The organism is Pseudomonas corrugata, from assembly GCF_050920615.1.
GTDB classification, from domain to species: domain Bacteria; phylum Pseudomonadota; class Gammaproteobacteria; order Pseudomonadales; family Pseudomonadaceae; genus Aquipseudomonas; species Aquipseudomonas corrugata.
The window spans coordinates 6358229-6377139 of the sequence record NZ_CP130434.1 but is presented as its reverse complement, the minus strand read 5'-3'; the positions used below and the strand labels follow the sequence as shown (position 1 = coordinate 6377139).

Here is an 18911-nt window from a genome sequence, read left to right as displayed (position 1 = left end):
TATGGGAGCGAGCCTGCTCCGGGCGGCGATCCGACGATAGCGGTGCGCCAGTCGATGAACATGCCACGCCATCCCTCATTTCTTCAGCGTGTCATGGGCCTCCAGCGCTCGCAGCGAGTAGATGTAAGCTGCGCCGGCGTTCAATGACACCGCAGTGGCTAGGGTCGCGGCGATTTCTTCGCGGGTGGCGCCGGCCTTGATGGCCGCATCGGTGTGTACGCCGATGCAACCATCACAGCGGGTCGTGATTGCCACGGCGATGGAAATCAGCTCCCGGGTCTTGGCATCGAGCACGTTGTTCTCGGCAGCGGCTTCATCCAGGGCCATATAGGCCTTGACCATCTTCGGGTTGCTCTTGCCAAGGGCACCAAAGGCACTCTTGATGGTGGGCAGCAGTTCGGACCAGTTATTGAACATCGCTATGACTCCATTGTGAGGGACGGGGAAAACCCCCTGTAGTCTTGACCAACAATGATGATCAAGCCTGTCGGTGACGGAAAAAATGAGTGCCGTCCGACTCAGGGCGCGGTCCTGGCTGGCAACAGTTTCAGGGTGTCATGGGTGTTGGCGGTCACTTCCTCCTCGGCCAAGTGCGCCTGGTGGTACAAGCCCTCGATGTAGGCCTCGGCCTGATCGGCGTAATACTTGTCGAACGGCACACCGCTCTGGCCGACCGGATTGATGGTGACGCTGTGGGTCGGGTCGGCGAAATCGATGATGCGCCGGGTGGACGGGCCGTAGGTAACCGGCCAGGGAGCCGGGCCGATCCTGGCGGAAAGATTGTTGGGCACTTCATGGGTACCGGGTGCGGCGAACGGGCCGACATTGAAAATCCGGTCCAACGGTTTTTGCATGCCCAATGGGTGCCCGTGTGTGAGGGTATGGGCATTGCCCCATTGCCATTGCGTGGCATCGTCACCGAAGGTGGCCTTCAGGTGCGCCAGGCTTTTGCTCCAGGCTGTTTTGACGATGTCGCTACGGGTTTCCTTGCTCAGGGTCGTGCGATTGTCCCACCAGGGCGAATCCACCGAGGCGGCCAGGCGCGGCAGTGCGGCATCGATCACCCGGGTCGACAGCGCGGTGTCGAAGAAGCCGTCTCCCAGTTCATCGTGCAGGGCGGCATCCGCGAGGTTGAACAGGAACTGGTTGAACAGCGTGGCGCTGACGGAATCCAGGGGATAATCGCCCTGCCATTGTGCGAGTTGTTCCACCCACTTGCGTTCCTGCGGGTCGCTGACCACTTCTCTCAACACTGGCAGCAAAGGCGCCAGCAAGCGCGGGCCATAGGCGGTGGTGGTGCCCAGTTGCAGCTTGCGAGTGCTTTCGATGTCCCACTTTGCCTGTTTGTCGCTGAGCTGGAGATTGAGTTGCTGCCCACGGTCGGGGAGGTTGTAGTAGCCCGGAATCTCGATACCGCTGGATGAAACCGGCTGGAAATTCGCCGATACGATATAGCCGCGGGCAGGGTTCTCCTCCTGGGGGTTATTGCTGAAGGGGTAGAAACCTTCCTTCTCCGCCTCAGGGCTGCTGCCGTCGAGCAGGAAACCGGGTTTCACACCGGCCGGTCGCTTGGGCAGTTGGGCGGCGGCCCACCAACCGATATCCCCCTTGGCATTGGCCCAGACGACATTCAGCCCCGGTGCATGGATCTTGGCTGACGCTCCGCGCGCCTTGGCCAGTGTGTCGGCACGGTTGAGCTGGTAGAACGCCTCGAGGATCGGGTTGCGGCTTTCCAGGAAACCCCACCACATGGCAATCGGTGTATGGCCGGCATTGGCGCCGAGCACATCGTTGACGATCGGGCCGTGGGGCGACTGGCGCAGCACCAGCGTCACGGGTGCCTGGCCTTTTACCGCGATCTGCTGTTCGCTGTGGGTCATGTCGACCCACTTGTCGCGATACCAGACTTGTTCGGGGTTGTTCGGGTTGACCTTCTCGGCAATCAGGTCCAGGTCGTCGTTCTGGAACATGGTGATACTCCAGCCGAAATCCTTGTTCATGCCCAGCGTCGCAAACGGCATCAATGCCTGATAGTGCCCATAGAGTTCGAATCCCGGCGCCGAGAGATGCGCCTCGTACCACACCGAGGGGGCGGAAAAGCGTATGTGCGGGTCTCCCGCCAACAAAGGTTTGCCGCTGCGGGTGTGGCTTCCGGCAACGGCCCAGGCGTTGCTGCCCTCGAACTGTGGCAGGCCGCTTCCGGCCAGGGCCTTATCACTCAAGCGGGCCAGGGCATCGAGGCCTTTCCAGTCGACGTCGGCCAGGGGCAGGGCGGTTCTGCGGTGTTCCCCCAGCGCACCCTTGGGCTGCCAGTCGAGGTCGAAGATACTCAGGTAGTCAGTGCCTAGCTGATCGCGTACGTAGGTCAGCAGTGGTTCGGTGCGAAAGGCGGCGGCGAAGCTGTAGGCCATGTAACCGGTGATGCTCACCGTGTCTTCTGCGGTGAATGGGCGCTTGGGGATGCCCAGCACATCGAATTCTATCGGACGGACGTGGCTGCCCTGGTAGCGGTTGATGCCATCGAGATAAGCCTGCATCGCGATCCAGGACGGGGATAGTGGATCCTGTTCCGCCACGTAGCGGGCGGCGCGCTCGCGGATTCGCAGGCTGCGCATCAGTTTATCGGTGTCGAGCAGTTTCGGCCCCAGTACCTCGGCGAGTTCGCCACGTGCGAGGCGGCGCATGATCTCCATCTGGAACAACCGGTCCTGGGCTTGGACATAACCGAGCGCGCGGTACAGGTCGGTTTCGTTCTCGGCGCGGATATGGGGCACGCCGCGCTCGTCGTAGCGCACGGTCACCGAGCCCTGCAGCCCCTGCAACTGCACCGTGCCTTGGCGGGTGGGCTGCTTGCTGTAGAGGTAGCCACCGGTGACGATGATGGCGGTGACGACCAATGACAGGAATGCAATGAGGCTGCGTTTCATGGTGCTCTCTTATTCGGATGATGCGTCCTTGCCCCACTGACAATAACAGCCCACCGCCAGTGTGTGGGTTGCATTGACGGCGCGGCCGACGTTCAAGGCCTCGAGAATCGGCTCGATGAAGCTGTTGCTCGAATTGCAGGTCAAGCCTTCGCTGTAGGGACCGAAGTAGGCCAGTTCGCCGGTGCGACTCCATATCGCCACGGCCGGGCTGGCGGGAATCTGCTCCGAACCGGGCAATGCTGCAAGCGGCTTGAGGCTGCTCAGCGTGGTCGGTAGCTGGCCTTGAGTGCCGCTTTTCTGTATCGCATAGAACTCGACACCTTGTGGTGCGTATTTATCGACCAGTTCGGACAGGTGTTGCTGATTGCCGACGTTGCACGGGCAGGCCGGGTCCCAGAAGTGCACCAGGCGGATCGGGCCGGGCCCGGCCAGCTCGGGCGGCAGGCGCAGGGGATCGCCGGAAAATACCGCGGTGTGTTGGCTGAAAGCTCGCAGGAAACGTCCCTGGAACCAGTCGTAGGCGACCCACAGCACGACTGCGCACCCAAGGGCAAGCAGACTGGCAAGCAGGGTCGTGCGGTGGGACTGGCGCATGGATTCATCCTCTGAAGCCGCGTAGCTTGCCATGCCTGTCGCGACAGATGAATATCGCAGGTCTACAAAGTCTGTTTTCGCGCCTTGTGCGTTTGCCTGGAAATATTGATGCCTGCCACTTTCGACCCCGATCATCTGCGTGCCAGCCTGCAACCGTTGGACCAGTGGCAGCCGCTGTCTGCGCAGGCCCAGGCCTATCAACAATTCTATGGATTGGATTTTCCCCAGCGGACCTTGCGCAAGGGGCTTGGACGTTTCGAGATCGATGGATATGAGTTGGTCGATCAGGTCTGGTGGCCGGAAAAAGCCGTGGCAACGTTATTCGTGTTTCACGGTTACTACGATCACATGGGACTCTACCGGCACTTGGTCGAATGGGGCCTGGAGCAGCATTTTGCGGTGATCGCCTGTGACCTGCCAGGTCATGGGCTGTCCAGCGGCGAACGCGCCAGCATCGGCGATTTCGCCGAGTACCAGGCCACATTGCAGGGCTTGCTGGCCGAGGCCGGAAAGCTGGGGCTGCCGCAGCCGTGGCACCTCTGTGGGCAAAGCACCGGCGGCGCAATCGTGGTCGATCATGTGCTTAATCAGGGGGCGAACAGCCCGGCCCAGGGCCAGGTCATCCTGTTGTCGCCCCTGGTGCGCCCTCGGGCCTGGGGCTGGTCACGGCTGAGTTATCACCTGCTCAAGCCCTTCGTGACCGGCATCGCCCGGCGCTTCAGCGAAAACTCCACTGACCCGCAGTTCCTGCCGTTCCTGCAAGCCGACCCACTGCAGCCGCTACGCCTGCCTACCGCCTGGGTGGGTGCATTGGGGCGGTGGATCAAGCGTATCGAAGCTGCCCCGAGCAGCCCGCGCCGGCCCCTGATCGTGCAGGGGCAGGCGGACATGACCGTGGATTGGAAACATAATCTGCAAGTGCTGCACAGCAAGTTCGACCGGCCCCAGATACTGATGCTGCCCCAGGGCCGCCATCACCTGGCAAATGAAGTGCTGGCGATGCGGCAAGAGATGTTTGGGTTCCTGACCAAGCGGATGAGCCGGATCCGGCGGTGACTTCAGGGCCCTGTCGCGAGCAGGCTCGCTCCCAAAATGAATCTCGGCGGGTCACAAAATCCGTGTACACACCCGATTCCCTGTGGGAGCGAGCCTGCTCGCGATGGCGGAATCTCAGGCGCTGAAGTTTTTACTGCCCGAGGTTCTGCCCCACCGCCAACCCCGCCCGGATCGCCGCCAGGGCCGCCTGGTAATAGGCTTGGCCCTCGGCCGATTCGGCAAACGTGGAAAACTCCTCCAGCTCGGTATCGGTCAGGTCACGGTAGACGTACAGCAGGGTGTTGTTCAGGTCGGCGCCGATCTGATCCATCAACCGCTGGCGCTGGCCGTTCAGCATGCCCTGGGCCTGGCCACCGCCCAGCAGGCCGGGGATCATCGAGCTGAGGCTGTCGGCCGCCACGCCAGCGATGGCCAGGCTGACTTCGGCGCCAGCCTCGCGGGCGGGCAGGGCCTGGGCCAGGTGGCCGATGATCAGCAGGCGGTTATCGCTGGCCTGCATCTTGGGCAGGCCCTTGGCGTTCTTTGCCAATTGGTCGCGACGGGTTGCCAGTAGCTCGGCGGCCACGACCTTGCGTCCCAGCGGCGACTGGAAGAACGTCAGGGCCGGGTTCGGATCACGAAGATTCCTGCGCATCTGCGCCTTGGCCCGCTGGTCCATGGCCTGGGGGGCGAAACGCTGATTGCTGTTGCTCACCAGGGCCTGGAACACCGCTGGCGGCAGGCTGTTCTGGTAACGCTGCTGCGCGGCGCTCAAGGCATCGTTGAAATGCGCCCGCTGTTCCGGCCAGCCGGCGACCTTGTACAACTGGTCGTAGCTGTCTGCCCAAGCGGGCAAAACGCAGAACATCAACAGTGAGAAAAGCAAACGGCGCATAGGGACTCCTGTCAGCAGCCGACTATTCTCCGTGGGGTGTGGGAACTTGTCGAGAATTCGTATCAAGTTCGTACGGCGGTGCCACCTGGCGCTGCAAACCCGCTGCGTGGCGCTGTCGGTTTTGCGGGCACAGGCATACTATGCGCGCCATGCAAATACCTTCTGATCACCCGTTGCTGTTACGTATTGTCGATGACCTGGCCGAGCGCGGCTGGTCGCAGCAGAACATCTTCCTGCCGGATGCGCTGACCCGTGCCCTGGCGGCCGAGTGTCGCCAGCGTGCCGCCGAAGGCGAACTGGCTCCGGCTGCGGTCGGGCGCGGCTTGTTTTCAGAAATCCGCGAAGGCATACGGGGTGATCGCATCCAGTGGATCGAACCCGGCCAGGCCGAGGCCTGCGACCGTTACCTGGGACTGATGGACAGCCTGCGCGAGGCGTTGAATCGTGGGCTATTCCTGGGTCTGGAGGATTTCGAAAGTCACTTCGCTCTGTACCCCCCCGGTGCGTTCTACCTCAAGCATGTCGATCGCTTCCGTGATGACGACCGGCGCATGGTGTCGGCAGTGCTCTACCTCAATGACGGTTGGTTGCCGGAGCATGGCGGCCAGTTGCGCATGTACCTGGATGAAGGCAGGGAGCAGGACGTGGTGCCCACCGGCGGCTGTCTGGTGGTATTCCTGTCGGGAAACATCCCCCATGAAGTTCTGCCAGCCACGCGGGATCGCCTGTCCTTGACCGGCTGGTTCCGACGCCGTGGCAACGAGTTGTTCTGAATGGACAAGATCCTGGTCAGTCGTTGCCTGCTCGGACATCGCGTGCGTTACGACGCAGGTGCGAGCGGGCCGTTCGAGCAACTCCAGCGGTGGGTCGATGAAGGCCGTGTCGTGCCACTGTGCCCGGAAGTCGCTGGCGGTTTGCCCACGCCTCGGGCGGCAGCGGAAATCCCCGGCGGGCAGGGCGCACAGGTGCTCGATGGCCAGGCGGTCGTGATGACGTCCGAGGGGGAGGATGTGAGTGCGCAGTTTCTGTCGGGTGCGTACCAGGCCCTGGAGCTGGTGCGTGAACACGGTATCCGGGTCGCTGTGCTCAAGGCCAACAGTCCGTCCTGCGGCAACCTGCTGACCTATGATGGGACATTCGGCGGGGTGAAGGTCCGTGGCGAGGGTGTGACGGCGGCGTTGCTCAAGCGTCACGGGGTGCGGGTGTTCAGCGAGTTGGAGTTGGCTGAGGCTGCGGCGGCGCTCGAAATCTTGCTCGATGGCTGAATCCCTACCTGACACAACCGCTTTTTGTGGCGAGGGGATTTATCCCCGCTGGGGTGCGCAGCGCCCCCAAAAGGATTGACGCGGTCTACCTGACGCACCGCGGTGCCAGGTTTCAGGGGCGCTTCGCACCCCAGCGGGGATGAATCCCCTCGCCACAGGGACCGGCTCGTCTATAACTGCGCGGCCAACTGCTCGATCTGCTCCTGTCGCTCGGCCTGATTCAACCTTGGATGGGCGTTGAGCGATGACCACTGCGGATACGCCCGAGCCTTGTTCAAGGCTTCGGGCAGTTTGCCTTCGCGCCAGCTCTTGTCCTGGGGCGTATCGATCCTGATGCTGTCCAGCGCCGCGTGGCCGCGCTGGTTCAGGGCTTGCACCAGTTGTCGTTGGCGCAGGGCCAGCAGACGCAGCACGCTGTCGTCCACGGTCAGTTCTCGCTGGCCCTTCAGTTTTCCCATCAACCGGTTGCCATAGCCGCGGGCTGTTTGCAGGGCGCCGCCGGCTATAGCGCCGACCAGAGCGGCGGCACCGAGGGTCAGGCCGCCCACCAGCAAATCCACTCCAGCCCCGGCCGCAGCTCCGGCCGCGATTCCGCCGCCGACCCGTACGCCCAGTTGCTTGAGGGTTGCAGGGTTGAACAGGTCGTCGCCCCAGCGTCCATCGAGCAGCGGTAGATCACTGGCCGCGGCGTCCTGGGGACGAAAGGCATAGAGCTTGAGCAGGGCTTCGACGCAGCGCTGTTCCCGCTGGCGCACCGCCTTGCGCAACTCGCTGATGGCCTGGTGCTCCTGCTCGGTGTCGCTGGTCACGCTGCGTCGGCAGGCGGCGCAGTCGATCAGCAACTCGGCGATCAAGCGTGCCGCGCTCTGCTGGCGAGCCAGGCGTTGGGCCTGTTGATCGGCGATCAATCGTTCCAGTTGGCCGCGTGCATTTTCCAACAACAGCGCAAGGCTTTCATACAGGCGCCGCTCGCCATCCTCGGGCGGGGCAACGCTGTCGAAGCGCACCAGGGCGTGCAACCCCAAGCGGGCCAGGGCCTCGCGCCAATCGGGTTCGCGGTGCTGGGCGCTGCTGACGAAATTCAGCACCGGCAGCAGCGGTTTTCCGCAGCTGGCGAGGACTTCCAGTTCGTCACGGTACTTCGCCAGCACCGGCTCCCGGGCATCGATCACGTAGAGCCCGGCGTCACTGGCAAGCAGTTGCCGCAACACTTTGGCTTCCTGCTCGAAACGCTGTCGCGCCTCGCTGCCCTTCAGAAAACGGGCCAGGCGCGCCGGGCCGTCCAGGCGTTCACCGGGGCGCTCCAGGCGTTCGAGGTAATCGAGCAGGGCGATGGCATCCTCCAGGCCCGGCGTGTCATACAACTCCAGCAGCGCTTCGCCATCCACCGACAAGCGCGCCCCTTCGACGTGCCGGGTGGTGCTCGGGCGATGGGATACTTCGCCAAAGCCGACGTCCCGGGTCAGGGTGCGCAGCAGCGAGGTCTTGCCGACGTTGGTATGGCCGACCACGGCCAGTTTCAGTGGTTTCAAGGGCTCAGTCATGGCCGGTCTCCAGCCAGTTCAGAGGCGCACAATCGGCGAAGGGCAACTGCAATTGTTGCAATGCGTTGTGCCAGTCGCCCAGGCGCTCGGCGTCCAGGGCCTCGCCGGGGGGCGCCTGCAACAGCCATACACGGGTAGCACTGGCGCTGCGGGCCAGTTCGGCGATCAATGCCAGACTGCCGCGGTCCGGTGACCGTCGTGGGTCGCAGGCAATCGCCAGGCGCGCCGGAGGGAAGCGCGACAACTGCTCGAGGAGTTTGTGACGCGACTCGCGGCTGTCGAGGATGCCGGCGTTTTTCACTGAGTCCGGCAGCTTCGGCGGCCAGGGTCGCTCGTCCAGTTCGATCGCCACCAGCAGCGCTCCCGTGCTGTCCAGCGTGCCGACCGAGTGCTCGATCGGATGCAGTTGTCCGGGCGCGGCGTCGCTGACCCCCAGTCGTTCACTGCTGGGCATCAAGTGTTCGCGCAGTTGCGCGTAGCCCGGCAGATTCAAATCCAGGCCCAGGGTGGCGCGGCCGCGCCGCCAACGCCACAGGCACAGCAGTGCCAGGCCCAGGCGTGGCAGCACGCCATACACCAGCACCACGCCCACCAGCCACGCGGCCCAGGCCTGCCGGGCGCTTTCGATGTTCAGGGCGCCGTCGCCGCTGGCGCGGATCATTTCGACGGTCGGGGCACTGAAGCCCAACAGCGCGGGCAACGCGCCAAGGGTGCGGGTCAGGGAGACGAAGGTTTCGCCACCGAGGATGGTGGTTTCCCAGACGAAACCATAGCGTCGGGTCGCCATCAATAGCAGTACGATGACCAGCGCGCTGAGCATCGCCAGTAACCACGCGCCGTTGACCAGCATGCCGAGTGCCCAGCGATTGAGCTTGTGTCGTTGCAGCAATAGCAGCAAGGCCGGCGCCAGCTGGGCCGCCTTGGCATCGCGGGCGAGTTTTTCGCTGAGCCACAGCCACAGGCGTCCCAGTATCGCGCCTTGTTCCCCAGCGAATACCAGGCCCAAGGCCCAGCCGATGATCAGGATCAGGTTCAGCCCCAACAGGCTGCCGAGGGCCCAGAATACGTTGACGGGTGTTTGACCGTCGCCGAGGGCGGCAAATCCCAGGCCGGCACCGCTGAAGATGGCGAAGACTGCCAGGACGATCAGCGCCAGGCGTGCCCCTTGCAGCCAGTGGCGCAGGGCTTCGGTGAGACCGTCACGCTCGGCCAGCCGGCGGGCGCGATGGTGAATGCGGGTCGATAGATCGCCACCCGCCGCGCGGGCCTGGCGATTGGCTTCCTGGTCCTGGAGCGGGCCCGCGTGTTCTTCACGCAGGCGTACCGTCTCGGTCAGCCAGAGGTTCTGCAGTTCAGTCAGGGGAGCAGTCACGGGCGCTTCCGTCGCAAATGAGCGTTGAGGATAACCGCTGGGGCGCCTGTCAGGGTACGTTGAGCCTCTGCTATCCTCGGCACCATGAAAAAAACTCTTCCTTTAAGCCTGATCGCAGCCCTCGGTGAAAACCGTGTGATCGGCATCGACAACAGCATGCCCTGGCACTTGCCGGGGGACTTCAAATATTTCAAGGCCACCACCCTGGGCAAGCCGATCATCATGGGCCGCAAGACCTGGGACTCCCTCGGCCGACCGCTGCCGGGGCGCTTGAACATCGTGGTCAGTCGTCAACCGGGCCTGGTGCTCGAGGGCGCGGAAGTCTTCTCCTCGCTGGAGTCCGCGGTGGAGCGGGCCGAGGCGTGGGCGCTCGCGCAAGGCGTCGATGAGCTGATGTTGATCGGCGGTGCCCAGTTGTATGCCCAGGCCCTGGAGCAAGCGGATCGGCTGTACCTGACCCGTGTGGCGTTAAGCCCGGAAGGGGATGCGTGGTTTCCGGAGTTTGATTCGAGCCGGTGGGAACTGGTTTCGAACCAGCCGAACCCGGCAGAGGGGGATAAGCCGGCGTACAGTTTTGAGGTGTGGGAGAAGCTTTAAAGTTCAGGCTCCAAGCAAAGTGCCGAGCTGGTTGTGGGAGCAAGGCTTGCCCGCGATTCAGGCGATGCGGTCTATTGGTCAAACCGCATAACCGTCATCGCGAGCAAGCTTTGCTCCCACAGGCATCAGGCATCAGGCATCAATCAAGCATCAAGCGTGCACCAACTCCCCATGCTCATCGGCATCCAGCAGCGCCTTGTCGGTCTGCTGCATCACCTGGCTGGTAATCGCCCCTGCGGTGATCGAGCCGCTGACGTTCAATGCTGTGCGGCCCATGTCGATCAGAGGCTCGACGGAAATCAGCAACGCCACCAGCGAAACCGGTAAGCCCATGGCCGGCAACACGATCAACGCGGCGAACGTCGCACCACCACCGACGCCGGCCACACCGGCCGAGCTCAAGGTCACGATGGCAACCAGGGTTGCGATCCACACCGGATCCAACGGGTTGATGCCCACCGTTGGCGCAACCATCACAGCGAGCATGGCGGGGTAGAGTCCGGCGCAACCGTTCTGGCCGATGGTGGCACCGAATGACGCGCTGAAGCTGGCAATGGCTCGGGGAATGCCAAGGCGACGGGTCTGGGCTTCGATGCTCAGAGGGATGGTCGCGGCGCTGGAGCGGCTGGTGAAGGCAAAGGTCAGCACCGGCCAGATCTTGCAGAAGAAGCGCAGGGGGTTGATCCCGGCGGCGGACACCAGCAGGCCATGGACCACGAACATCAGGCCCAGGCCCAGGTAGGACACCACCACGAAACCGCCCAACTTGATGATGTCCTGCAGGTTGGAGCCGGCCACCACCTTGGTCATCAACGCCAGCACACCATACGGAGTCAGCTTCATCACCAGACGCACCAGGCGCGTGACCCAGCTTTGCAGGGTGTCAATGGCATTGATCACTTTCTGACCTTTCTCGACATTGCGGAATGAACGAGAGCAGCAATTGCGGGACGTTCAAGTCGGCGACCTTGCCGGCGTAATCGCTCTGGATCACTTGCAGGCGTGCCAATTCCTGGGTGCCAGCCACAAGGCCTTCGGCGGTGAGACCGAACAGGTTGGTCAGGCCGATACCGATCAGGGCCGCGATGGCGGTGGTGAACAGCAGGGTGCCGATGGTCAGGAAGTTGATCTTGCCCAGGGACGAGGCGTTATGCAGCCGGGCCACGGCGCTGAGAATCGAGGCGAAGACCAGCGGGATCACGATCATTTGCAGCAACTGTACGTAACCGTTGCCCACCAGGTCGAACCAGCCGATGGAGGCTTTGAGCACCGGGCTGCCGGCGCCATGGACCGTGTGCAGGGCTATCCCGAACCCCACCCCGAGCAGCAGCGCCAGCAGCACCTTCTTCGCCAGGCTCCAGTTGCGGTGACGGGTTTGCGCCAGGCCGAACAGCAAGGCGAGGAACACCAGCAGATTGAGGAACAGCGGCAGATTCATCAAAAAGAGCTCCGTTAAGACTTGCCAGTCGCCTGAAGCTGCGACTGCGAGCAGGGAAGCCTAATAGCCTGAAAACTAATGAATTAATATTAGAAAAGCATGTTGAATGTCGCTTATGGAATAAGGACGTGGCGTTTGCAGACACGTCGCTGGCGCTATCGAGACGCAAGCGGTCGTGGACAGGCGAGGACTGTCACAAGCATTTGTTAGCGTCGGGTTCTTTGAACCTGGGAGAAATGCCGATGAAGCTCGTACCTCGTTTTCTCGCTGTTGCCTTGAGCCTTGGTCTCGCCGGCCAGGCACTTGCCACCGAACTCAAGCACTGGCCGGCGGAACAGGCCAAGGCGCTGGATGCGATGATCGCGGCCAACGCCAACAAGGGTAACTTTGCGGTGTTCGACATGGACAACACCAGTTACCGCTATGACCTGGAAGAGTCGTTGCTGCCGTTCATGGAGAACAAGGGCCTCATCACCCGGGAAAGCCTGGATCCTTCCCTGAAGCTGATTCCGTTCAAGGACACCGCCGATCACAAGGAAAGCCTGTTCAGTTACTACTACCGCCTCTGCGAAGTGGACGACATGGTCTGCTATCCATGGGTAGCCCAAGTGTTCTCCGGTTTCACTCTCAAGGAACTCAAGGGCTACGTCGACGAGCTGATGGCGTCCGGCAAGCCTGTACCGACCACGTATTACGACGGCGACAAGGTGGTCAACTACAACGTCAACCCACCGAAAGTTTTCACTGGCCAGGCCGAGCTGTACAACAAACTGATGGAAAACGGCATCGAGGTCTATGTCATGACCGCGGCGTCGGAAGAGCTGGTGCGTATGGTCGCCGCCGATCCGAAATACGGCTACAACCTCAAGCCGCAGAACGTCATCGGCGTGACCACGCTGCTCAAGGATCGCAAGACCGGCGAGCTGACCACCGCTCGCAAGCAGATCACCGCCGGCAAGTATGACGAGAAGGCCAACCTGGACCTGGAATACACGCCTTACCTGTGGACCCCGGCGACCTGGATGGCCGGCAAGCATGCGGCGATCCTGACGTACATCGATGAGTGGAAGAAACCGGTCCTGGTGGGTGGCGATACGCCGAGCAGCGACGGCTACATGCTGTTCCATGATGTGGATGTGGCCAAGGGCGGTATCCACCTGTGGGTCAACCGCAAGGACAAGTACATGACCCAGATCAACGGCATGATGGCCAAGCACGCTGCGGCCCAGGCCAAGGAAGGGCTGCCGGTTACGGCGGACAAGAACTGGGTGATCGTGAAGCCTGAGGACATTCAGTAAGCCCAGTAACCCTTGTGGGAGCGAGCCTGCTCGCGATAACGGTGTGTCAGGCACATCGATGCAGCTGATCCACCGCTATCGCGAGCAGGCTCGCTCCCACAGTTGATCACCATTTGCCACGGGATATCAGGCAATAAAAAGCCCCGCACTTGCGGGGCTTTTTATTGCGGCGCTGGAGGCTTACAGCCCGTCCAGCATCGCCTTGTTGCGCACCGCGCCCTTGTCGGCGCTGGTGGCGAGCAGGGCATAGGCCTTGAGTGCGGTGGTCACTTTACGTGGACGCACTTCCACCGGCTTCCAACCTTTCTTGTCCTGTTCGACGCGGCGCGCGGCCAGTTCTTCGTCGCTGATCAACAGGTTGATCGAGCGGTTCGGAATGTCGATCAGCACTTTGTCGCCGTCACGCACCAGGCCGATGGCGCCGCCAGCGGCCGCTTCAGGCGAAGCGTGGCCGATGGACAGGCCCGAGGTGCCGCCAGAGAAACGGCCGTCGGTCAGCAGGGCGCAGGCTTTGCCCAGGCCCTTGGACTTCAGGTAGGACGTGGGGTAGAGCATTTCCTGCATGCCTGGGCCACCTTTCGGCCCCTCATAGCGGATGATCACGATATCGCCGGCCTTCACTTCGTCGGCGAGGATCCCACGCACGGCGCTGTCCTGGCTTTCGAAGATCTTGGCGTTGCCTTCGAACACGTGGATCGACTCGTCGACGCCTGCGGTTTTCACCACGCAGCCGTCCAGGGCGATGTTGCCGTACAGTACGGCCAGGCCGCCTTCCTTGGAGTAGGCGTGCTCGACGCTGCGGATGCAGCCATTTTCACGGTCATCGTCCAGGGTTTCCCAGCGAGTCGACTGGCTGAATGCGGTTTGCGTAGGAATACCCGCCGGGCCGGCCTTGAAGAAGTGGTGCACGGCTTCGTCGGTGGTCTGGGTGATGTCCCACTTGGCGATGGCATCGGCCATGGTCTTGCTGTGCACTGTCGGCAGCTCGGTGTGCAACAGCCCGCCACGGGCCAGGGAGCCGAGGATGCTGATGATCCCGCCCGCACGATGCACATCTTCCATGTGGTACTTCTGGATGTTCGGCGCAACCTTGCACAGTTGCGGTACGTTCCGGGACAGGCGGTCGATGTCGCGCAGGTCGAAATCGATCTCGGCCTCCTGGGCAGCGGCCAGCAGGTGCAGGATGGTATTGGTGGAACCGCCCATGGCGATGTCCAGGGTCATGGCGTTTTCGAACGCCTTGAAATTGGCGATGTTGCGCGGCAGCACCGACTCGTCGTTCTCGCCGTAATAACGCTTGCACAGTTCGACGATGGTCCGGCCGGCCTGCAGGAACAACTGTTCGCGATCGCTGTGGGTGGCCAGGGTCGAACCATTGCCCGGCAGGGCAAGGCCCAGGGCTTCGGTCAGGCAGTTCATCGAGTTGGCGGTAAACATGCCGGAGCACGAACCGCAGGTCGGGCAAGCGCTGCGCTCATATTCGGCGACCTTCTCGTCAGAGGCGCTGGAATCGGCTGCGATGACCATGGCATCCACCAGGTCCAGGCCGTGGCTGGCGAGCTTGGTCTTGCCGGCTTCCATCGGACCGCCGGACACGAATATCACCGGGATGTTGAGACGCAGGGCCGCCATGAGCATGCCGGGGGTGATCTTGTCGCAGTTGGAAATGCACACGATGGCGTCGGCACAGTGGGCGTTGACCATGTATTCGACGGAGTCGGCGATGATCTCCCGGCTTGGCAGCGAATAAAGCATGCCGTCGTGGCCCATGGCGATGCCGTCATCCACGGCGATGGTGTTGAATTCCTTGGCCACACCGCCGGCGCGTTCGATTTCGCGGGCAACCAGTTGGCCCAGGTCCTTGAGGTGTACGTGGCCGGGTACGAACTGGGTGAAGGAGTTGGCAATGGCAATGATCGGCTTCTTGAAGTCGTCATCCTTCATCCCCGTGGCGCGCCACAATGCACGGGCGCCGGCCATGTTGCGACCGTGGGTGGATGTTTTCGAGCGGTAATCGGGCATGGAGCACTCCGGGCGGCTAAAACAGGTACTAGTCAGGTATCAAGGGGAAAGTGAGCTTCTGTTGACCTCTGGGACACCGGGTTTGGTCGTGTGTCCGGAAGTGGCCGATGACTGTGCAGGATCGCTGCGCGCCTCAGCATGAGCTCATAAACCCGCCGGGGATGAATGGCGATGAATGTCGCGATTCTACACCGCTGGCGCCAGGATGAAATGACGCAAAGCGCTGATCGGATGCCAATGTCGCGGTCGGAATGACGACCGGCGGCGCTCAATCGGTCAACAGTTCCCGGTGCCGATGCCGGAGCAGGCCGTTGAGCGCCAATCCCAGGAGGCTGAGCAGCACCAGGCACAACGCCAGGGTGGTTTGCAGGGCAAGGGGGGTGAGGCTGATCGCGGCACTGGTCAACCCGCCGACGATGAAGATCAGCACGCTGCCGGCCGAAGCGGAGGTGCCGGCCTGCTCAGGGAACAGATTCATGGCCCGGGTATGGGCCGCCGCACGGGCGATGGTGGTGCCTGCGGTACAGACAATCATGGGCAGCAATACGGTGACAACCGTCAACCCGAGATGGCTGGAAAGCCCGAACATTACGACGCCCGCCAGCAGGATCAGGCTCAGGCCAGTGATGATCTGCGTCTGTGGGGCGAGTCGGCTGCTCAACACCGTCGCCAGCGCGCCGCCGCCGATGTAGGCCAATCCGTAGCCCAGCAGTGCCAGGGAAAAAATCTCGGGTGAGAGCTGTAGCTGGTCGATGAACAACAGCGGTGAAACGACGATGAATGAAAAGTGGCAGGAAAAAGCCAGTGCCGAGGTCAGCCAGTAGGCCATGAAGCTGAAATCGCCGCATACCTTTCGATAGGCGCCGATGAAGTCCAGGCGCATGGCGTGGCTGCTCGCCGTGGATCGGCTTAATAAAAGCCAGGCGCTCACGAATACTCCGGCTGCCAGGACGATGAACACCAGGAAGCTGCCGCGCCAGCCCAGCCAGTGCTGCAATCCGGTACCGGCCAGGGGGGAAACGGAGATGAAGATGCCACCGCAGGTGACCAGGAAGATGCGCAGTCGCTGCTGCTCCAGACCGCTGAACAGGTCCTGGATCAATGCCTGGGAGAGCACGAAGCAACCACATCCCAACGCCTGGACGATGCGGAAGAACAGGAATACCCCATAGTCGTCGGCGAGCACGCAACCTGTGGCGCCGACGGCTGAAACGGTGATTCCGATCAACAGCAGGTTTTTCCGCCCCATGGTGTCGGAAAGCGGGCCGAGCAGCAGTTGCGAAAGGGCAATGCCTATTGCGAACAGGCTGACAGACAGGGCTATGTCGGACGAGGAACGCTCGAAATGTTCGGACAATGCCGGGAATGAGGGCAGTACGACGTCGATCGGGAACACGCCGAGCAAGGTCAACGATAGCAATAAGCCGACGGCTGCGGGTTTACGGGGGCCTGGAAGGCCTTTGGTATCATCCATCGATAAACCCTGCCTGGGCGAAAAGCTGTCGGTGGTGTTCGTTGTCGAAAAAGCCTGCCTTGCGCATGGCCGCGAACGTCGACACCGCACCCGAGCGCACTCTTTGGCCATGGGTGTTCGGCTGCAGGAAATCGGCAACGATCCGTAGGGCAGGCCGTTCGTTGAAGCCGACGCTGGCGAGGCTGCGCATCAGCCAGGGTATGTCAGGCTCGAAATAGAGGCCGATGATCTGCAGCAGCATGCTCGCGGCCAGATCGCGTTGCATGGGATCCAGGGCGGTCCACAGGTACTGGAACACTTCGCTGAAGTAGCGACTGTGGCGTGCCTCGTCCTCGAGATGGCTCCTGAGCATCCGGTTTACGGTGCACACCAGGGTGTCGCGGGTAATGGCCAGCAATTCCTTGGCGATGATCGTCTCGGAGACGAAGCCCAGCAGAAACCACGCCAGGGGGCGATCCCCAGGGGCGATGGTATCGATCATGCCCAGCAGGCGCCGGATACGCCTGGGTGGTGGCCGGTCGCTGATACCGTAGAGGGCTGCGACCTGTTCGGCCACGTCATTGGAAAAAAGTGCGTGATAGCCCTCATCGGTATAGAGCTGCAGCGCCGCGGTTTTCATCGGTTGGGGGATCGGCAAGGCCAGTTCACCATGGACGAGGGTTTCCACGGCGCGATTGACGACCCGGTGTTCGAGCAGCGTGGTGTAGTCGAGGAAATGCACCAGGTGGTTGGCCGCCAGACGCTGGGCAATCGAGCGACCCGCCTCGTGGATCAACGGATGTTCGACATAGGGAATAAAGGCTGATGGAAACCAGTCTCGACTGCAGAGCTGCTGTTCAAGGTTTGCCGGCAGACGATAGTCGCCTTTACCAACGCGTACGGCGGCCTTGTGATCCCAGTCGCCCAATGTGTAATGAGGCGTTCGGCTGGAGGCTGAATCGGTCATGGCACGATCTCCTGTCGGTCGATCAGCGCCATCAGCTCCTTGCAGTGCACCTGTCCGTTGCCATGACCGCAGCCGACAAAAAACAACGGTTGCTCACTCGCGCCTTCAAGGCCAAGCAGGTGTTCGACCTCACGGTCGGCCAGTGCTCCGGTCAGCCAGGTATCGAGGCCCAATGCAGTAGCAACCATCAGGAAGGTCTGGGACACATGACCTGTTTCGACGAAAGCCATCCGGTAGGCGCGAGAGTGCGGGTATTTCCACCAGAGCTTGTCAAAGCGTGAAGTGAGGAACAGCCCGAACGGCAGGGGATTGATGAAGTGCTGACCGCACAACAGATCGCCCAGGCGGTCATCGGGTAGGGACCGGATCAGGCTCAGGGCATGTGCGTCCGGATGATAGGCGTAGATGCCGGGGGCCAGGTCGGTCACGTTGCGTACATACAGATAACCCTCGCAGGCATTCAGGCCGCCGCCCGAGGGGCTGCTGCGTCTCGCGCCCAGCGCATCGGGACAGGAGGCCTCCTGAATGCCCTGGCGTTCGTTCAGGTAGCCAAGGGTCAGGTACAGGAGCGTGCCGACCTGCTCGATCGAGATGGCTTGTTCGCTGAATGAGCGGGATGTGCTCCGACCGATCAGGGTCTGTGACACTGAAACGTCGGGCATATCGATCAACGTGCAGGGAGCCAGAACGATTCGCTCGACGGGGTATGTCGCTGTCCGGACGGGAGGTGCCGGCGAAGCCAGTACTTCATTGCAATGTTGCAAATACACGGTCGCCCATTCATTCACATCCATGGGGACCTGTGCGCAAGGAATATTCTTTGTACCGATATGGAATATCCTGGATAACTCATCCCAGTTCCACTCAATGGACTTTTTCGATTCTTCGATGAATATTTCTGCCTCCAGGAATCTGGCATCGATAGGATTCTGAATATCGAATTGCAGTGGGTTGGCTATAAGTTGTGCCAGTCGCGTCGAATAGTGCAGGTCGAGTTCGAATTGGGTATGTCGCTCGTAGTTCCATACAATTTGGTGTGGCGGGCGGGCAAGAACGAAAAGGCACGGATTTATATGCATGCAAATGGATTCCGCTAGGGCAAAGTGTCTGGATGGGACTGAGGCGCCGGCACTCCTCAGTCCATCGTCTACTTCAAGCGTTTACTGGCTTAGCGGTTCTTTGGAACAATCAGGCCCGCCAGGTTTGCGATGTTGTCAGCTTCCAGGTTGATTGCTTTCATGATGCAGCTCCTTTGCGTTAAACAAGTGTTGTGTCTTGAATGATTGTCACTTGTGCAGTGACTGTTCAATCATAGTTTTTAATGAATGCTTGGCAAGAGGAGATTGAGTAGGAAAGCTCCAGTAATAATGTGAGAGGGTTCTTACAAAAAAAGCAGGTAGTGGTATTAACTTCAATGTCAGGTAACTTTTCGTACACAAAAAACAATCGCAGCCGAAGCTGCGATTGGGGTGTTGACTGGATACCGATGAGCTGGGCGCAGGAT

General features: G+C 61.6%; 15 protein-coding genes and 1 pseudogene. 5 read left to right on the top strand and 11 right to left on the bottom strand.

The annotated features are described in order from the left end of the window. Positions 1 to 75 precede the first annotated feature (75 nt). The 3 genes from QZH45_RS28655 to QZH45_RS28645 all read right to left on the bottom strand — a co-directional run bounded on the left by QZH45_RS28655 (position 76) and on the right by QZH45_RS28645 (position 3521). Positions 76 to 417 carry a carboxymuconolactone decarboxylase family protein gene (locus QZH45_RS28655; protein WP_024780471.1) on the bottom strand — a complete coding sequence of 114 codons (342 nt, stop codon included), beginning with the start codon at positions 415 to 417 and terminating at the stop codon, positions 76 to 78. Between the two features lie 101 nt (positions 418 to 518). Continuing rightward, a complete protein-coding gene (locus QZH45_RS28650) occupies positions 519 to 2927 on the bottom strand; it encodes a penicillin acylase family protein (protein WP_053190580.1) in 2409 nt (802 codons plus the stop codon). A gap of 9 nt (positions 2928 to 2936) precedes the next feature. Further along, positions 2937 to 3521 (bottom strand): DUF6436 domain-containing protein, encoded by a 585-nt coding sequence (locus QZH45_RS28645; protein WP_024780469.1) that lies wholly within the window; start codon positions 3519 to 3521, stop codon positions 2937 to 2939. Between the two features lie 108 nt (positions 3522 to 3629). Here QZH45_RS28645 and QZH45_RS28640 point away from each other — a divergent pair, with 108 nt between their 5' ends. Then, a complete protein-coding gene (locus QZH45_RS28640; protein ID WP_053190578.1) occupies positions 3630 to 4577 on the top strand; it encodes an alpha/beta hydrolase in 948 nt (315 codons plus the stop codon). Positions 4578 to 4707: 130 nt separating this feature from the next. Here QZH45_RS28640 and QZH45_RS28635 read toward each other — a convergent pair whose 3' ends face one another. Beyond that, the gene (locus tag QZH45_RS28635) at positions 4708 to 5451 is read right to left on the bottom strand and encodes a DUF2059 domain-containing protein (protein WP_053190577.1); all 744 of its coding nucleotides are present in this window, start codon (positions 5449 to 5451) and stop codon (positions 4708 to 4710) included. Between the two features lie 140 nt (positions 5452 to 5591). On the opposite strand from QZH45_RS28635, the gene QZH45_RS28630 reads away from it, so the two are divergent. Next, the gene (locus tag QZH45_RS28630; RefSeq protein WP_024780466.1) at positions 5592 to 6224 is read left to right on the top strand and encodes a 2OG-Fe(II) oxygenase; all 633 of its coding nucleotides are present in this window, start codon (positions 5592 to 5594) and stop codon (positions 6222 to 6224) included. Beyond that, a complete protein-coding gene (locus QZH45_RS28625) occupies positions 6225 to 6716 on the top strand; it encodes a DUF523 domain-containing protein (RefSeq protein WP_024780465.1) in 492 nt (163 codons plus the stop codon). A 170-nt stretch (positions 6717 to 6886) separates the two neighbouring features. On the opposite strand, the gene QZH45_RS28620 is transcribed toward QZH45_RS28625, so the two are convergent. Beyond that, the gene (locus QZH45_RS28620) at positions 6887 to 8260 is read right to left on the bottom strand and encodes a GTPase/DUF3482 domain-containing protein (protein WP_024780464.1); all 1374 of its coding nucleotides are present in this window, start codon (positions 8258 to 8260) and stop codon (positions 6887 to 6889) included. Further along, positions 8253 to 9620, bottom strand: a complete 1368-nt coding sequence (locus QZH45_RS28615; RefSeq protein WP_392396996.1) for a DUF2868 domain-containing protein — start codon at positions 9618 to 9620, stop codon at positions 8253 to 8255. Before QZH45_RS28615 ends, QZH45_RS28620 begins: the two co-directional genes overlap by 8 nt. 96 nt (positions 9621 to 9716) lie before the next feature. Here QZH45_RS28615 and QZH45_RS28610 point away from each other — a divergent pair, with 96 nt between their 5' ends. Then, positions 9717 to 10229: a dihydrofolate reductase gene (locus tag QZH45_RS28610; protein WP_024780462.1), complete on the top strand. Its 513-nt coding sequence runs from the start codon at positions 9717 to 9719 to the stop codon at positions 10227 to 10229. A 150-nt stretch (positions 10230 to 10379) separates the two neighbouring features. On the opposite strand, the pseudogene QZH45_RS28605 reads toward QZH45_RS28610, so the two are convergent. Beyond that, a pseudogene (locus QZH45_RS28605) lies at positions 10380 to 11667 on the bottom strand (L-cystine transporter). Positions 11668 to 11909: 242 nt separating this feature from the next. Between QZH45_RS28605 and QZH45_RS28600 the strand changes: the two are divergent. Next, positions 11910 to 12965 carry a phosphorylcholine phosphatase gene (locus QZH45_RS28600; RefSeq protein ID WP_024780461.1) on the top strand — a complete coding sequence of 352 codons (1056 nt, stop codon included), beginning with the start codon at positions 11910 to 11912 and terminating at the stop codon, positions 12963 to 12965. A 180-nt stretch (positions 12966 to 13145) separates the two neighbouring features. Here QZH45_RS28600 and ilvD read toward each other — a convergent pair whose 3' ends face one another. The 4 genes from ilvD to QZH45_RS28580 all read right to left on the bottom strand — a co-directional run bounded on the left by ilvD (position 13146) and on the right by QZH45_RS28580 (position 18486). Further along, entirely contained in the window at positions 13146 to 14987 is a 1842-nt protein-coding gene (ilvD, locus tag QZH45_RS28595; RefSeq protein ID WP_024780460.1) for a dihydroxy-acid dehydratase, read from the bottom strand. A 268-nt stretch (positions 14988 to 15255) separates the two neighbouring features. Then, a complete protein-coding gene (locus QZH45_RS28590; protein ID WP_024780459.1) occupies positions 15256 to 16461 on the bottom strand; it encodes an MFS transporter in 1206 nt (401 codons plus the stop codon). Continuing rightward, entirely contained in the window at positions 16454 to 17407 is a 954-nt protein-coding gene (locus tag QZH45_RS28585; protein ID WP_053190575.1) for a diiron oxygenase, read from the bottom strand. The genes QZH45_RS28590 and QZH45_RS28585 overlap by 8 nt, the downstream gene beginning before the upstream one ends. Then, positions 17404 to 18486 (bottom strand): SagB family peptide dehydrogenase, encoded by a 1083-nt coding sequence (locus QZH45_RS28580; protein WP_024780457.1) that lies wholly within the window; start codon positions 18484 to 18486, stop codon positions 17404 to 17406. Before QZH45_RS28580 ends, QZH45_RS28585 begins: the two co-directional genes overlap by 4 nt. Between the last annotated feature and the right edge of the window lie 425 nt (positions 18487 to 18911).

Excerpts from the sequence above, each read along its gene's own strand:
- QZH45_RS28655 (WP_024780471.1), bottom strand. The coding sequence starts at position 417 with ATGTTCAATAACTGGTCCGAACTGCTGCCCACCATCAAGAGTGCCTTT.
- QZH45_RS28650 (WP_053190580.1), bottom strand. The coding sequence starts at position 2,927 with ATGAAACGCAGCCTCATTGCATTCCTGTCATTGGTCGTCACCGCCATC.
- QZH45_RS28625 (WP_024780465.1), top strand. The coding sequence starts at position 6,225 with ATGGACAAGATCCTGGTCAGTCGTTGCCTGCTCGGACATCGCGTGCGT.
- ilvD (WP_024780460.1), bottom strand. The coding sequence starts at position 14,987 with ATGCCCGATTACCGCTCGAAAACATCCACCCACGGTCGCAACATGGCC.
- QZH45_RS28640 (WP_053190578.1), top strand. The coding sequence starts at position 3,630 with ATGCCTGCCACTTTCGACCCCGATCATCTGCGTGCCAGCCTGCAACCG.
- QZH45_RS28610 (WP_024780462.1), top strand. The coding sequence starts at position 9,717 with ATGAAAAAAACTCTTCCTTTAAGCCTGATCGCAGCCCTCGGTGAAAAC.
- QZH45_RS28580 (WP_024780457.1), bottom strand. The coding sequence starts at position 18,486 with ATGCATATAAATCCGTGCCTTTTCGTTCTTGCCCGCCCGCCACACCAA.
- QZH45_RS28630 (WP_024780466.1), top strand. The coding sequence starts at position 5,592 with ATGCGCGCCATGCAAATACCTTCTGATCACCCGTTGCTGTTACGTATT.
- QZH45_RS28620 (WP_024780464.1), bottom strand. The coding sequence starts at position 8,260 with ATGACTGAGCCCTTGAAACCACTGAAACTGGCCGTGGTCGGCCATACC.
- QZH45_RS28590 (WP_024780459.1), bottom strand. The coding sequence starts at position 16,461 with ATGGATGATACCAAAGGCCTTCCAGGCCCCCGTAAACCCGCAGCCGTC.
- QZH45_RS28645 (WP_024780469.1), bottom strand. The coding sequence starts at position 3,521 with ATGCGCCAGTCCCACCGCACGACCCTGCTTGCCAGTCTGCTTGCCCTT.
- QZH45_RS28585 (WP_053190575.1), bottom strand. The coding sequence starts at position 17,407 with ATGACCGATTCAGCCTCCAGCCGAACGCCTCATTACACATTGGGCGAC.
- QZH45_RS28635 (WP_053190577.1), bottom strand. The coding sequence starts at position 5,451 with ATGCGCCGTTTGCTTTTCTCACTGTTGATGTTCTGCGTTTTGCCCGCT.
- QZH45_RS28600 (WP_024780461.1), top strand. The coding sequence starts at position 11,910 with ATGAAGCTCGTACCTCGTTTTCTCGCTGTTGCCTTGAGCCTTGGTCTC.